This window comes from Mesorhizobium sp. M1295, assembly GCF_040318135.1.
In the GTDB taxonomy this organism is placed as follows: domain Bacteria; phylum Pseudomonadota; class Alphaproteobacteria; order Rhizobiales; family Rhizobiaceae; genus Mesorhizobium.
Genome location: NZ_JAMYLU010000008.1, coordinates 185190 through 198917, shown reverse-complemented (window position 1 = coordinate 198917; position 13728 = coordinate 185190). Strand labels below are relative to the sequence as shown.

Genomic DNA, 13728 nt, shown 5'->3' with positions numbered 1-13728 from the left:
AAGCATTGTATTGAGCCGCCTCCAAATCAGCGGCCGCACAAGGCCTTGCCAGGATAAATTATGGAAACCGTACTGATCGTCGTCCACCTCATGGTCGTGCTCGCGCTTGTCGGCGTGGTGCTGCTGCAGCGCTCCGAAGGCGGCGGTCTCGGCATCGGCGGCGGATCGGGCTTCATGACCGCGCGTGGCGCCGCCAATGCGCTGACGCGGGCGACAGCGATCCTGGCCGCGGCTTTCTTCGTCACTTCGCTGACACTGTCGATCGTCGCGCGCTATGGCGAGAAGCCGATCGACATTCTCGATCGCGTCCCGGCGACCTCGGACGGGGCAGGCAAGGGCGTACTCAACCAATTGCCCGGCACCACGACGCCGCCTTCAGGCAACACGGCGCCGACCCCGCCGTCCGGCAATGGCGCGGCAACGACGCCTCCGGCAACAGCTCCGGCGACGCCGCCAGCGACAAACGGCGCCACCGCGCCGGCCACGCCGCAGGTCCCCAACCAGTAATCGGGCATCTGATGCCGCGATCTGTTGTCGTTTGAACACAGTCGCGGCAAATGCCGCACGATCACGAAGATTCGACCGCGCCCTACGCTTGAGGCGCTTCCGGCTAATCGATTATACATTGCACGCGGCATTTTCGGCGTCCTTGGGGGGCGCCGGGCGACGCCGTGGGCAACAAGCATTGAACGATCGGATCTTCCCCATGCAGCTTCGCAGCTTCATTTTTGCCGGCCTTTGTGCCGTGCTCAGCCTAGGTGCGCCCGCTTATGCGGCTATGCCGACGGCAAATTCGGCTCATAAAGCCGCGACAACAACTGACGTCGTCAACGTCGCTGCCAAAAGCGATGCGGCGCAATTGAAGCTTCTCAAGAAGAAGAAAGATCCGACGCCGGACGACCTTGCGCAGATCCGCAAGATCGAAGCCAAGATCGCAGCCGACAAGGAAGCCGCTCGCGCCAAGGCACTCGAAGCCAGGAAGCTGGCGATGCGCGAGGCGGCGAAAGCCAAGGCCGATGCGGAACGGCAGGCATTCCTTGCCAAGGAGAGCCAGCCGGTCGCGGCGGTCAAGGTGGCTAATGCCAAGCCGGCCAAGAAGAAGACCGTCAACATCATCGAACCGATCGCACCCATCGCGCCGATCCAGTCGGCCGAGCCGATCCCGGCCGAGGCCATGAACGTTGCGCTGACCGGCAACAATGGCGAATTGCGCAGCGAACCGGTCGGGCAGAAGCCGCAGAGCGTCGGGCTGTTCGCGGGACTGTTCGGCGGCACATCGTCTTCATCGATGTCGCTGCTTCCTGAGACGCGCGCGCTCGACGCCGCGCTCGAAAGGAAGCAGGCCAAGCGCCAGTTCAAGGTCAAGCCGGAATTCGTGCCGCAGGAGGTCGAATTCACCGGCTACAACCCCGGCACCATCGTCATCGATACCAGCGCCCGCCGTCTCTACCTCGTCGAATCATCGTCAACCGCCCGCCGTTATGCCATTGCGGTCGGCCGCGAAGGCCTGCAGTTCAAGGGGACGGTTGCCGTCGGCGACAAGCAGGAATGGCCGCGCTGGATTCCGACGCTGGATATGCAAAAGCGCGAACCCAAGCATTATGGGCAGTACAAGGACGGTATGCCCGGCGGCGGCGACAATCCGCTCGGTGCGCGCGCCATCTATCTCTACGATGGCAAGAAGGATACCCATCTGCGCATCCACGGTACCATTGCACCGCAGTCGATCGGAACCAGCGCCTCCAATGGCTGCTTCCGCATGATCAACGAGCACGTCATGGATCTCTATCGCCGGGTGAAAGTAGGCACCAAGGTCGTCATCATCTGACGCCTCGACAGATCGTGCCAAAAGGGCCGGCCTCGCCGGCCCTTTTGTTTTGATACGCCAATGACCAGAGCGCCTTCTTGGGAAAAAGCCTTCGCGGCGGTTTTTTCTCTGGCGGAATCAATTCGGCCGCGTTAAGCGATGACTCCCATGGCGCGATATGTATTCATCACAGGCGGCGTGGTTTCCTCACTTGGAAAAGGCATTGCTGCAGCGGCCCTTGGGGCTCTCTTGCAGGCGCGGGGCTATCGCGCACGCATCAAAAAGCTCGATCCCTATCTCAATGTCGATCCCGGCACGATGTCGCCCTACCAGCACGGCGAAGTCTTCGTGACCGACGACGGCGCCGAGACCGATCTCGATCTTGGCCATTATGAGCGCTTCACAGGCCGCTCGGCCAACCAGCAGGACAACATCACCACCGGCCGCATCTACAAGAACATCATCGAGCGCGAGCGGCGCGGCGACTATCTTGGCGCCACCGTGCAGGTCATTCCGCACGTCACCGACGAGATCAAGAACTTCGTCCTCAACGGCAATGACGACTACGATTTCGTGCTGTGCGAGATCGGTGGCACCGTCGGCGACATCGAGGCGATGCCGTTCCTGGAGGCGATCCGCCAGCTCGGTAACGACCTGCCGCGCAACAACGCCGTCTACGTCCACCTGACCTTGATGCCTTACATTCCGACGGCGGGCGAACTGAAGACCAAGCCGACACAGCATTCGGTCAAGGAGTTGCGCGGCATCGGCATTGCGCCTGATATCCTGCTGGTCCGCGCCGACCGGCCGATCCCCAAGGAAGAGCGCAGAAAACTGTCGCTGTTCTGCAACGTGCGAGAAAGCGCCGTCATCCAGGCGCTCGACGTGCCGCATATCTACGACGTGCCGATGGCCTATCACAATGAAGGGCTGGATTCGGAAGTGCTGGCCGCCTTCGGCATCGATCCGGCGCCGAAGCCGCGCATGGAACGATGGCAAGCGGTGTCCAACCGCATCCACAATCCGGAAGGCGAGGTGACTATCGCCGTCGTCGGCAAATATACCGGCCTCAAGGATGCCTACAAATCGCTGATCGAGGCGCTGTCGCATGGCGGCCTCGCCAACCGGGTCAAGGTCAAGCTCGACTGGATCGAAAGCGAGATATTCGAGAAGGAAGACCCGGCGCCGTGGCTGGAAAAGGTCCATGGCATTCTCGTCCCCGGCGGTTTTGGCGAGCGCGGCTCGGAGGGCAAGATCCTGGCGGCGAAGTTCGCGCGCGAGCGCAAGGTGCCATATTTCGGCATCTGCTTCGGCATGCAGATGGCCTGCATCGAGGCGGCTCGTTCGCTGGCCGGCGTCGAGCACGCATCATCGACCGAGTTCGGTCCAACCGAGGAGCCGGTCGTCGGCTTGATGACCGAATGGCTGAAGGGCAACATGCTGGAAAAGCGCAGGGAAACCGGCGACCTCGGCGGCACCATGCGGCTCGGTGCCTACCAGGCCGACCTCGCCAAGGGATCGAAGATCGCCGAGATCTATGGCGATACGCAGATTTCCGAACGCCATCGCCACCGCTATGAGGTCAATGTCGACTACAAGGAGCGGCTCGAGGATTGCGGCCTGGTGTTTGCCGGCATGTCGCCGGATGGCGTGCTGCCGGAAACGGTCGAATATCCCGACCATCCCTGGTTCATCGGCGTGCAGTATCATCCCGAGTTGAAAAGCCGGCCGCTCGATCCGCACCCGCTGTTTGCCAGCTTCATCGAGGCGGCGGTAGAGCAGTCGCGGCTGGTCTAGATTAGCCGCCGATGCGAACTTACGTCGCGCTGCTCTACAGCATCATCCTGGGCGAGGGGCGGCGGGTCGTCATGTCCGATCTCAAGGCGATGGCCGAAGGCCTGGGCCTGAACAACCCGCGCACACTGGTGGCGACCGGCAATCTGGTCTTCGAGGCGCAGGAGACAGAACTCGCGGCGTTGGAGCAGCGGTTGGAGGCGGCGTTCGCAAAGACTTTTGGCCGCCATGTCGACATCATCGTGCGCCGCGCCGACGGCTGGCTGAGGCTGGCGGCCGGCAATCCGTTCCCAGCCGAATCGGCTAAAGCCGCGGACCAGGTGGCGGTGCGCGTGATGCGGGCGCCTGTTTCCCCCGATGCGGTCTCTGCGCTGCAGGCCTATATCGGCAGGAATGAAAAGCTGCAGGCGGTCGGCGGCGACATCTGGATCGTCTTTTCGCGCGAGACGCCGAGTTCGCGGCTGCTTGCGGCGGTGAGCCACAAACGCCTCGGCATCGGCACGTCGCGCAACTGGAACACCGTGCGCCGCCTGGCCGAGATGGTTGCAGAATGAACGGGGCGGCTTGCGCCGCCCCGAATCCGTTTAGGCCTTGGCCATCTTGGCCCAGGCGCCGAGTGCCATCGTACGCAGCACGTAATAGATGACGCCGGCAATTGCCACGCCGAAAAACCAGCCATAGACGCCCCACCAGGACGGCAGCAGGCTGGTGAAGTTGGGCAGGATCGACGAGAAGACCGCGCCAATACCGGCGGCGATGAAGGCATTGACATGCCAGCCGCCCTGGAAGCGGAATTCGCCATTCTCCCTGTAGAGCGCCTCGACATCGACCTCGCCCTTCCGGATCAGGTAGTAGTCGACCATCATCACGCCGAAGATCGGCCCCATCGTCGCGCCAATGATGTTGACGAAGGAGGCGGCACTGCCTTCCCAGGGCGCGAAGGGATAGAGCACCAGCGCGATCAGCGCCGCGATGTAGCCGCCCTTCTTGAAGTCGATCTGACGTGGAAAGACGTTGGAGAAGTCGAAGGCCGGCGACACGAAGTTTGCCACCACATTGATGCCAAGCGTCGCTACGGCAAAGGTCAGGGCCGCGAGCGCCGCCAGGAACCAGCTGTCGAATTTCGCCGAGATCTGGTCAGGATGCAGCAGCACCTCGCCATAGACGTCGAAGGCGGCGATCGTGGTGACGCCGGCGACCAGCGAGAACAGGATGAGATTGACCGGCAGGCCCCAGATGTTGCCCTTGCGCAGCGATGCCTTGTCCGGCGCATAACGGGCGAAATCGCAGAAGTTGAGGTAGAGCGCTGAGAAATAGGTCACCCAGATCGCCGCCACAGCAAACAGCGAGGTCCAGGAGCCCGGCGTGCCCGGCACGCCCGCGTCCTTGGTCTTTTCCAGCAGCACATCCATCGGGATGTCGCTGGTGAAGGCGAAGGTGCCTGCCTTGATGCAAAGATAGATCGCCAGGATCAGCATCATCACCCACACCGCCGGTCCGGCCCAATCCTGGAAGCGGCGCACCGTTTCCATGCCCCTCTGGATGATCAGGAGCTGCAGCGCCCAGATGACGGCGAAGCAGATCACCTCGAGCCCGGAGTGGCCGAGGAAATGTGTGCTCTGGTTGAAGTCGGCGAACCATTGCGAGCGGATCAGCAGGGCTACGATCGCGCCGGAGGCCGCCGCCGTCTGCGCGCCGTACCAGAAGCAGGCGACGATGGCACGCACCAGCGCCGGTATGTTGGCGCCCCAGATGCCGAAGGAGGCGCGCGCCAGGACCGGGTAGGGCACCCCGGTCTTCACGCCGGCATAGCCGACCATGTTCATCAACGCATAGATGATCAGCGAACCGATACCGATGGCGATGATGAAGTTGACGAAGCCGCCGCAGAACAGGAACAGGCTGGCAGCGAGATAGTAGCCCCACAGGCTGTGGACGTCCGACGTCCAGACGTTGAAGATCGAGAACGGTCCCCAGTTTCGAACCTTCGCCGGAGCGAGATCCTCATTGTACAGGTCCGGTGATGCGCCTTGTATGGTCATAGAGATGTCCTCCCCTTGTTACCGCACGCGCCTCCACGCGTGGCACGCAGGTTAAGCCTGACGCAGGGGAACCGGCAAGCAGACGATCTGCCGGCTTTGGGCTTAAAGATATTCAATGAGAAACGCGCTTATCGACCGGACGCTGCCGTGGCTGCGATATTGAGCTTCGCCCTTGATTCGGTCTCTGCCTTGTTGTCGGCCGGTCGAGCACCGGAGACCGGCGAGACTTCGAAATTGGCCCCGAGCCAGGCTATTGCGCCGGTCACGCCATCGAGGACATAGGTTGCGGCCGTCGGTCCGTTCGGCTTCACGCGGATCGAGATGCCGCCAATTTCGTTGATGGCCTCGAAACCGTGTTCGTCCGATGTGTCGTCTCCGAGGAATATCGGCCGCCGGCCGACAAAGGGCGGAATGTCCATGAAACGCCGGATGGCAGCACCTTTGACGGCTTCCAGAGGCATGAGCTCGACGCCGGCGTTTCCGGGAAGCACCCGATAACCCTTCGGAAGCCGGGCCAATGCCTGTTCGATCAACTGGATTGCCGGCGCAAGCAGTTGCGGCGCTGCTCTTGTATGGACGGCAAGGACCGGACCCTTGCGCTCGACATAGACCTTGCCGCTGCCCAGTTCGGCCTCGATCTCGTCGGCAAGGGCGGCGATGTCGGCAGGCGCGTCGGCGGCATCGATCGGACCCGTCGGCGTCAGCCGGTGCTCCAGCCCATAGAGGCCGGCGATCCTCAGCTTCAGCGGGTGGAACAGCTTGTCCACAGCGGGGATCGAGCGGCCGGTGATGAAGGCGACCGCACCATCCAGCCGCTGCTCGATGTGCCCAAGCAGATTGCGCAATTCCTCGCCGACCGACACCGCGTCGGGATGGGCAGCGTGTTCCAGCAGGGTTCCGTCGATGTCGAGGAAGAGCGCCCATTGCCCTTCCGGCAGGTCCGGCGCCGGCGGTTGTTCAATGCTTTTCACGACGCTGCCTTCCGTGCCCGCTCGAACATCGAGATGACGTTGTTGGTGTTCGACGGCGGGCGCTCGCCAGTTCCGGTCACCCTGTCGAGATCGCCGCGTTTGCGCAGGCGCGCGGCATCCAGCAACATGCTGCCGGCCCAGCGGTAGACATTATTGTCGCGGACCATCTCGCGCATCGGCCGCAAACGCTCGCGCTGCTCTTCCGGCGTCATCGTCAGCGCCTGCAACAGCGCCTCGCTCATCATGGCTGCATCGTAGGGGTTGACGATCAGTGCCTCCAGCAATTCGCGCGAGGCGCCGGCGAAGGTGCTGAGCAAAAGCACGCCCTGTTCGTCGTCGCGCGCCGCGACGAATTCCTTGGCGACAAGGTTCATGCCGTCATGCAGGCTGGTGACCATGCAGATGTCGGCGGCGCGATAGACCTCGTAGACCTGCTCCTGCCGATGATGTTCGGCGACCATCAGGATAGGGCTGTATGTCTCGCTGCCATAGCGCCGGTTGAGCTCCTCGGCACAGCGGCGGCATTCGTCATGGAGTTGCTGGTAGGCCGGCAATGTCCCCCGGCTCGGCGCCGCGATCTGCAGGAAAACCACCTTGCCTATCCATTCGGGATATCTGGTGAACAATTCGTCCAAGGCATGGAAGCGATCGAGAATGCCTTTCGTGTAGTCGAGGCGCTCGACGCCAACGCATAGTTTGGTCTCCGCAGACAGGCCGAATCTATCGCGGACACGGGCGCGGCACTCCTCGACAGACGGCAAACTTGCCAGCAATTGGGCCGGCCATTCTATGGAAATGGGATAGGCGTGGACCAACGTGGTCTGTCCGCCATAGGAGATCGCCGCGTCGGCCCGTTCTATGCGGCTCTCCAGAAAGCGGTCGACACTTTCGGTGAAGTTGTTGGCATGGAACTGGGTATGAAAGCCGATGATCGAACTGCCGAGCAATCCCTCCAGGATCCGCTCACGCCACGGACAGATGCTGAACACTTCCGAATTGGGCCACGGGATGTGCCAGAAGGTGATGATGATGGCGTCCGGCAGGCGCTGGCGGATCATGCGCGGCAGCAGCGCGAAGTGGTAGTCCTGCACCAGCACGATCGGCCGCTCGTTGCGTGCTTCGGCAACCACCGTATCGGCGAACTTGCGGTTGACGGCCTCGTAGGCGTCCCAGTCCGAGGCGCGAAAGATCGGGCGGGTGAAGGCGATATGGCAAAGCGGCCATAGGCCCTCATTGGCGAAGCCCAGATAATAGCCCTGATATTCCTCCTCCGTCAGCCAGACCCTGCGCAGCGTGTAGGACGGATTGCCTGGCGGCACTTGCACCCGGTCGTCCTTGTCGACCGTGAGACGGTCTGCCGTTCCGCCGCCATAGGCGATCCAGGTTCCGGCACAGGCGCGAGTGATGGGCTCGAGTGCCGAAACCAGCCCGCTGGCCGGCACCAGAAGTTGGACCCCGTCATCCTTGATGTTGTGGATGTAAGGTTCGCGGTTGGACACGACGATGACCTGTGCGTCCGGCAGGTCGTCGGCCAGGATCTTACGCAATGTGTCGGGCGACCATGTGACCAGCGCCGCGTCGGCCGACTGGCCGTTCTTTTCGAACTCGCGCAGCACCTTGCGTGCCGCTTCCGATGCGACATCCTCGCTCGGCGTGTATGCGGCCGCCGTTGCGCGGCCGCGGCGCTGGCGGGATATCGATAGGAGAATGGCAAAAGCGGAAAAGCCAAAACTTGCAATCAGCAAAACCCAGAGCAGGTCTACAGTATAATCTGACATGGAATGTGATCTCGCCTCCGGCCGCCGATAGCCGTTTTTATTGGTTTTTCTGGTTCGCTGCCGTGCGACAACAACAGTTCCCACGCCGCCCATTTTTGCAACGCACAAAGAGGCTATCGGTTCCGGACGATTGCGGTGCCGCGCGTCGTTTTCGATGCGCCGCTGCGAGGCGGCGTCAGGTGCGCACGATGAGCGGTACCATCCCCTCATACCGATCGGCGAGAAAGGCGACGACCCGATCGCCGACACGCTGGAATGTGAGGTCGACCACCGCCGAGCCGACACCCAGATGCCGCAGTGTCAGCGTGTCGATGCCGATCGGCAGCCTCGGGCGGGTGACCCGGATTTCACCGTCCCAGCCATCGATTTCCAGGCCAAGGCAGGCCTGCATCAACATGAAGGCCGATCCCGCCGACCAGGCCTGCGGCAGGCACGCGACGGGATAGGCGATCGGCGCTTCGCCCGGCGACCTGGTAAAACCGCAGAACAGTTCCGGCAGCCGCATGTTGAAATGGACAGCCGACTCGAACGTGCCGCTCATCAGCCGCACCACGCTGTCGCGTACGCCATAACGTGCCAGGCCGGCACCGCACATGGCAGTGTCGTGCGGCCAGATCGAACCGTTGTGGTAAGACATGGGATTGAAGAATATCGCATCGTCGGCCAGCGTCCTGACGCCCCAACCCGAGTGGAACGACGCCGAGAGCAGCTGATCGGCGACCAACTGCGCCCGTTCCGGCTCGGGCAGCCCGACATAGAGGAGATGGCCGGCATTCGACGTCCGTACCTTGCAGACCTCGCCGGCACCGTCGATCGCCATGGCGTAGAAATTGAGATCGTCCATCCAGAAATGGCGTTCGACCGCGGTGCGCGTGGTTTCGGCGCGTTCGTCCCAATGATCGGCCTTGTCGTCCTCGCCACGGCGGCGGGCGAGCGCTGCCAGCCCACGGAACGCGGCAAAGACATAGCCTTGCACCTCCACCAGGGCGATCGGCCCCTTGGGCATGCGGCCATCGGCATGGAAGACCGAATCGAAGCTGTCTTTCCAGCCCTGGTTGGCGAGGCCGGACTCGGCGCCGCGCTGATAGGTAACGAACCCGGTCGCGCGGCTTATCTCTTCGGTCCATTCGGCCGCAGCACAGAGCGATGGCCACAGGCTGTCGATGAACGCCATGTCGCCGGTACGATCCGCATAGGCACAAGCGAGATGAATGTAGAGCGGCGTGGTGTCGACACCGCCGTAATAGCGGCCAAACGGGAGCTCCCGCAGTGCCGCCATCTCGCCCTTGCGGGTCTCGTGCATGATCTTGCCCGGCTGCGAATCGCTGAACGGCGACGTTTCGGTTGCCTGATGCTGGGCGAGAAAGGCGAGCACGCCGCGCGCCAGCCCGGGATTCAACCACAGCATCTGCAGTGCGGAGATCACCCCGTCGCGGCCAAACGCCGTCGAGAACCAGGGTATGCCGGCATAGGGGTAAGGTCCGGTTGCAAGCTCGGTGGTCAGCAACGCCACGTCCGCGCGCGCGCGCTCGATCCAGTCGTTGAAGACGCGGCCAGAGCTGTGCACCGTCGCGCCGTGGCGGCGTTTGGCGCGCATGCCGAAGCGAGCGCGGGCGGCGGCAGCCCGAAAACGGTCGCGGTCGGGTGTCTCCGCCACTTCCGGGCCGACTTCGATATAGAGGACCTCGCTGCTGCGCTTAGTCACCGCAATCAGGAAATCCGCACGGTTGGTGGTCAAATTGTCCGGGGCTTGCGAGAACGAGATCGCCGACAGGCGCACAAGCTGGTCCAGCCCGTCATATCGAAGCACCACGGACGTCGGACTGGTCTCGGCGGCATGGGCTATCCCGCGCTTGGGCCGGGTCGAGCCGCGCACCTCGAACATGTCACGGAAATCTGCTGCGAAATGCAAGGAAACCCGAATGGCCGACGATTCCTGGCTGTAGTTGGAAAGGGTGATGCGCTCGAACAGCCGGTCCTGCCAAAGCAGCCTGACGCGTTCTATGTGGATCGCGCCCTGCGGAATATCCCGGCCACCGACACTCTGAATCGGCAGATTGGTCAGGTTCGAGGTGAAAAGCACATTGTCCTGGCTGAGCGATGCGCCGAGCAGCGACATTTGCCGGCCACCGACCGTCAACCGAAATTCCGAAAGCACACGCGTGTCGTCTCGGAAAAAGCCGTCGCCGGCGCCGCGGATGTCGCCATAGGCGTCGGCCACCGCGAAGCAGTCGCCTTGCTTGAGGGCGAACAGCCGGTGCGGCTCCCGAGGCGCGACCTCGTCGAGAGAGGCAAGGGCTACGGCGGGATCAAGCTTACGCTCGTCGAGTTGATTCATTCGTCACAAACTCTGTCGTTTCGTTCTCAACTTCCACAATGACGCCGATCAGGACGCTCTCGCTTCACCGGGAGCACCGATCAGGTGCGCATAGGCTGCCACATAGTCGTGGGCCATTCTCGTGGCAGAAAAACGGTTCTCGAATACGGCTCTCACCTGACGCCTGTCGAGGCGTAGCAATTCCGGTATCGAGGCGACCGCAGCGTCGACTGTATCGACAAGGAAACCGGTCACGCCGTGGTCGATGATCTCCGGCAGGGCACCGCAATTCCAGGCGATTACCGGCGTGCCGCAGGCCATCGCCTCTATCGCGGCAAGGCCGAACGGCTCCGGCCAATCGATCGGAAACAGCAGGCCGGCCGCCTTGCCGAGGAATTCCGCCTTTCTGTCCTCTTCGATCTCGCCGATATAATCGACACGGTCGCCGTCGATCAGCGGCTCGACAGTGTCGTGGAAAAACGCGCGGTCGTCATCGCCGATCTTTGCGGCAAGCTTCAGTTTCAGCCCGGAGCGCAAGGCGATCTCGATGGCACGATCGGGGCGCTTGTCGCGCGACAGCCGGCCCAGGAACGCCAGATACGGCTCGTCCGCATCCGTCTCGAAAGTCGGCTCGTAGATATCGATCGGCAGCCCGTGATGGATGGTCGCCAGCCAATTGGCCTTGGCGAGCCCGGCTCTCTGGCTGCGGGAAATCGAGATCATCGGAAAGCGCGGAAAACGTTCGTAGGCCGGCGCCAGATCGACATAGTCGAGCCTGCCATGCGGTGTTGTCACCGTCCGGTCGGGCATGTGTTCGAAGAAAGGAAAATGCAGGAAGTGGCTGAGATGGAAGTGGATGACGTCGAACTGCTGCGCACGGTTCCTCACCTCGGCAAGCATAGAGAGATGTGCCGCGGTTTCGGATTTGTGGGGGCGCGGATCGAGACGCAGCGCACGCTCGCGACACGCCACCAATTTCGCCGACGTTTTGGTATCGCCGCTGGCGAACAGGGTCACGTCATGGCCAAGCTCGACCAATCCTTCGGTCAGATAGGAGACGATGCGCTCCGTCCCTCCATAGAACCGGGGTGGCACGGATTCATGGAGCGGCGCCACATGGGCTATTCTCATGTTTTGGCATTTCCCTCAAAAAGACTGCTCGTGGGATCGAAATGCATCAGTCGCGCTAACGTTCCCGTACAACGGCAAGATGTCGCGCAATTGGGACTGCCGGAGCTTGCCGTCCAGCCAACATTTTTCATGGCAAGCCTCTTTTGCCGGGAACCAAAGGGCCAGTTCGCGAGTTTAGTGGGGTTCGATCGTACGCATCCGGTCGACGGGGAGGAAACGATGGACCGCTTGCAATTCTTTTCGCCCGTGCGGATTTTGCGCGGACAGGGACAGCCTGTGGAGGAGATCGACAGCGTTGCCGAAGCGATGGCATTCCTGCGAAAATGGCCGGCCGGGCGGCGCGGGCCGGTTTACCAATGTGCGGTGAATTGCTGTGCTGCGGCCATGGCCGGCCGGATGTCGGCCGAGGAAGCGAGAAAGGCTTTTGCCGGCTTCGCCCGGATCACCCGCCTGCTCGAGGGCGATCGGCCGTTGCCGGTGAGCGGCGAGGATCGGCATCGCGCGGATGCGCTGCGACGATAGCGCCAGCTGTCGCTAACCCTCAAAACAAGATATCATTCAGCCGGAACGCCCGATCGGCGACCGACTCGCTTTCGCGAACAGTCGTTTGAACTGGGCTACAGCACCGTTCTCGGCGATGTAATCGCAATAGGCGGCGTAATCGGGGTCGCGTGACAGATGGCGTTCCTCGGTGATGGCGCGAAGTGCATAGACGGCGTTGAGCCCGAGCAGGATGGCGGAGTGCCGCAGCGCTTCAGCGGGTCCCGTAGCGGTGAGGAAAGGGACGGAGACCAGCCACCAGGAGAGGTTTTTCGAAACATAGGCGGGGTGCTTGATCCAGCGATACGGTCCGCAGGTGATGATTCCGCGGTTGGTGAGATTGGAAAATCTCAGGCCAAAGCTCACGGTGGACCAGACAAAAATCAAGACGCAGAAGACGATCGCCGATCCCCAGAAAACCTGGAGCGCCGGTGTGGGCATCACCGCCGTCCAGTTGGCGCCCGTTTCGTAATTCAGGTAGGCACGGGTGGCGGCATTCATGGGTTCATAACAGGCAAGACAAACCAGCCAGCCGAACACAGTGGGCTCGACGGTGCGGATATGGTTGTCGAGGACGCGCAGCGTGAAAATGTAGCCGACGACCGCGACAAGGACATCCACCATGAACAGGAGATCGATTGCAAAAGCGTGCCAGCGCATGATGTCGAATTGATACGGTTGTTCCAGTCCGGCCAGGATCGAACCTAGCGCGGAGCACAGATAGACGAACATCAGCGGCAGGAAGAAGCCTTTGACGATCCAGCCCCGCACATGCTGGCGTATCTGCTCAGTCCTTTGCGGCACGGCGCCGCCGAGGACGAATGCACCGATTTCGGCATATGAATCTTCCGGATCGGTTTGCCGGCGATCGACATAAGCAACATAAAACGGCGCGGTGACGAGCAGCGCCGGCAAGGTGTCGTAGAGAGCTGCCCAGTAGGGGGCGTAAAACTCACGCCGGTATTCCGGCAATATCCAGTAGACTGCGGCAATCGTCGTGAGCGTGACGATGAAGCCGATGAGTTTGCGCATGACGCGCTCGACTTCAAGCGCTCGCATCGGCTTTGCCTGCAATCCCGTTGAACGCCTTCGAAACGTCTGGAAATAGGCCGTGTCGACCGCGATCATCGCTGCCGCGGTAGCTGCAATGACAGTCATGGCCTGCAAATGCACAGGCCAGCTTTTGTCGACGAGCACCCCGACGGCCAGCGCAAGACCAAGCAGTCCTGCAAGGCCGGTGAGGGGCGCGGTCGCGGATTTCGGTTGGAGCGTCAAGCTACTACTCCCGTTGTCGTGAGGGTTTGATCGTCGTGGGCGGCCGGCACGGGTCACGTGGTGTGCCCACCCG

11 protein-coding genes are annotated in these 13728 nt (G+C 62.2%); 5 read left to right on the top strand and 6 right to left on the bottom strand.

Annotated elements, in window-relative coordinates:
• Positions 1-60: 60 nt before the first annotated feature.
• The 4 genes from secG to NKH29_RS14195 all read left to right on the top strand — a co-directional run bounded on the left by secG (position 61) and on the right by NKH29_RS14195 (position 4155).
• Positions 61-507: a preprotein translocase subunit SecG gene (secG, locus tag NKH29_RS14210; RefSeq protein ID WP_352494606.1), complete on the top strand. Its 447-nt coding sequence runs from the start codon at positions 61-63 to the stop codon at positions 505-507.
• 199 nt (positions 508-706) lie between these two features.
• Positions 707-1828 carry a L,D-transpeptidase gene (locus NKH29_RS14205; RefSeq protein ID WP_352844067.1) on the top strand — a complete coding sequence of 374 codons (1122 nt, stop codon included), beginning with the start codon at positions 707-709 and terminating at the stop codon, positions 1826-1828.
• Positions 1829-1975: 147 nt separating this feature from the next.
• A complete protein-coding gene (gene pyrG / locus NKH29_RS14200; protein ID WP_352448839.1) occupies positions 1976-3604 on the top strand; it encodes a CTP synthase in 1629 nt (542 codons plus the stop codon).
• 11 nt (positions 3605-3615) lie between these two features.
• Positions 3616-4155 (top strand): DUF1697 domain-containing protein, encoded by a 540-nt coding sequence (locus tag NKH29_RS14195; RefSeq protein ID WP_023717705.1) that lies wholly within the window; start codon positions 3616-3618, stop codon positions 4153-4155.
• Positions 4156-4185: 30 nt separating this feature from the next.
• On the opposite strand, the gene NKH29_RS14190 is transcribed toward NKH29_RS14195, so the two are convergent.
• From NKH29_RS14190 to NKH29_RS14170, 5 genes are all read right to left on the bottom strand, one after another.
• On the bottom strand, positions 4186-5643 hold the full coding sequence (locus NKH29_RS14190) for an NCS1 family nucleobase:cation symporter-1 (RefSeq protein WP_352494608.1): 1458 nt from the start codon (positions 5641-5643) through the stop codon (positions 4186-4188).
• Between the two features lie 128 nt (positions 5644-5771).
• Positions 5772-6614, bottom strand: a complete 843-nt coding sequence (gene otsB, locus NKH29_RS14185) for a trehalose-phosphatase (protein ID WP_352999931.1) — start codon at positions 6612-6614, stop codon at positions 5772-5774.
• Positions 6611-8392 carry an alpha,alpha-trehalose-phosphate synthase (UDP-forming) gene (locus NKH29_RS14180; RefSeq protein ID WP_352482652.1) on the bottom strand — a complete coding sequence of 594 codons (1782 nt, stop codon included), beginning with the start codon at positions 8390-8392 and terminating at the stop codon, positions 6611-6613. The genes otsB and NKH29_RS14180 overlap by 4 nt, the downstream gene beginning before the upstream one ends.
• Positions 8393-8567: 175 nt before the next feature.
• The gene (locus NKH29_RS14175) at positions 8568-10730 is read right to left on the bottom strand and encodes an amylo-alpha-1,6-glucosidase (RefSeq protein ID WP_352494610.1); all 2163 of its coding nucleotides are present in this window, start codon (positions 10728-10730) and stop codon (positions 8568-8570) included.
• A 48-nt stretch (positions 10731-10778) separates the two neighbouring features.
• Positions 10779-11840 (bottom strand): glycosyltransferase family 4 protein, encoded by a 1062-nt coding sequence (locus NKH29_RS14170; protein ID WP_352999930.1) that lies wholly within the window; start codon positions 11838-11840, stop codon positions 10779-10781.
• Between NKH29_RS14170 and NKH29_RS32635 the strand changes: the two genes are divergently transcribed.
• Positions 11826-12362 carry a DUF982 domain-containing protein gene (locus NKH29_RS32635; protein ID WP_502896333.1) on the top strand — a complete coding sequence of 179 codons (537 nt, stop codon included), beginning with the start codon at positions 11826-11828 and terminating at the stop codon, positions 12360-12362. The two genes, NKH29_RS14170 and NKH29_RS32635, sit on opposite strands and share 15 nt — an antisense overlap.
• A gap of 36 nt (positions 12363-12398) precedes the next feature.
• Here the strand turns inward: NKH29_RS32635 and NKH29_RS14160 are convergent, their stop codons facing one another.
• Positions 12399-13712 carry a methyltransferase family protein gene (locus NKH29_RS14160; RefSeq protein WP_352999928.1) on the bottom strand — a complete coding sequence of 438 codons (1314 nt, stop codon included), beginning with the start codon at positions 13710-13712 and terminating at the stop codon, positions 12399-12401.
• Between the last annotated feature and the right edge of the window lie 16 nt (positions 13713-13728).

Bases quoted from the DNA above. Each gene is read 5' to 3' on its own strand.
- NKH29_RS14180 (WP_352482652.1), bottom strand. From the start codon at position 8,392: ATGTCAGATTATACTGTAGACCTGCTCTGGGTTTTGCTGATTGCAAGT.
- NKH29_RS14195 (WP_023717705.1), top strand. From the start codon at position 3,616: ATGCGAACTTACGTCGCGCTGCTCTACAGCATCATCCTGGGCGAGGGG.
- pyrG (WP_352448839.1), top strand. From the start codon at position 1,976: ATGGCGCGATATGTATTCATCACAGGCGGCGTGGTTTCCTCACTTGGA.
- NKH29_RS14170 (WP_352999930.1), bottom strand. From the start codon at position 11,840: ATGAGAATAGCCCATGTGGCGCCGCTCCATGAATCCGTGCCACCCCGG.
- NKH29_RS14190 (WP_352494608.1), bottom strand. From the start codon at position 5,643: ATGACCATACAAGGCGCATCACCGGACCTGTACAATGAGGATCTCGCT.
- NKH29_RS32635 (WP_502896333.1), top strand. From the start codon at position 11,826: ATGGGCTATTCTCATGTTTTGGCATTTCCCTCAAAAAGACTGCTCGTG.
- NKH29_RS14175 (WP_352494610.1), bottom strand. From the start codon at position 10,730: ATGAATCAACTCGACGAGCGTAAGCTTGATCCCGCCGTAGCCCTTGCC.
- NKH29_RS14205 (WP_352844067.1), top strand. From the start codon at position 707: ATGCAGCTTCGCAGCTTCATTTTTGCCGGCCTTTGTGCCGTGCTCAGC.
- secG (WP_352494606.1), top strand. From the start codon at position 61: ATGGAAACCGTACTGATCGTCGTCCACCTCATGGTCGTGCTCGCGCTT.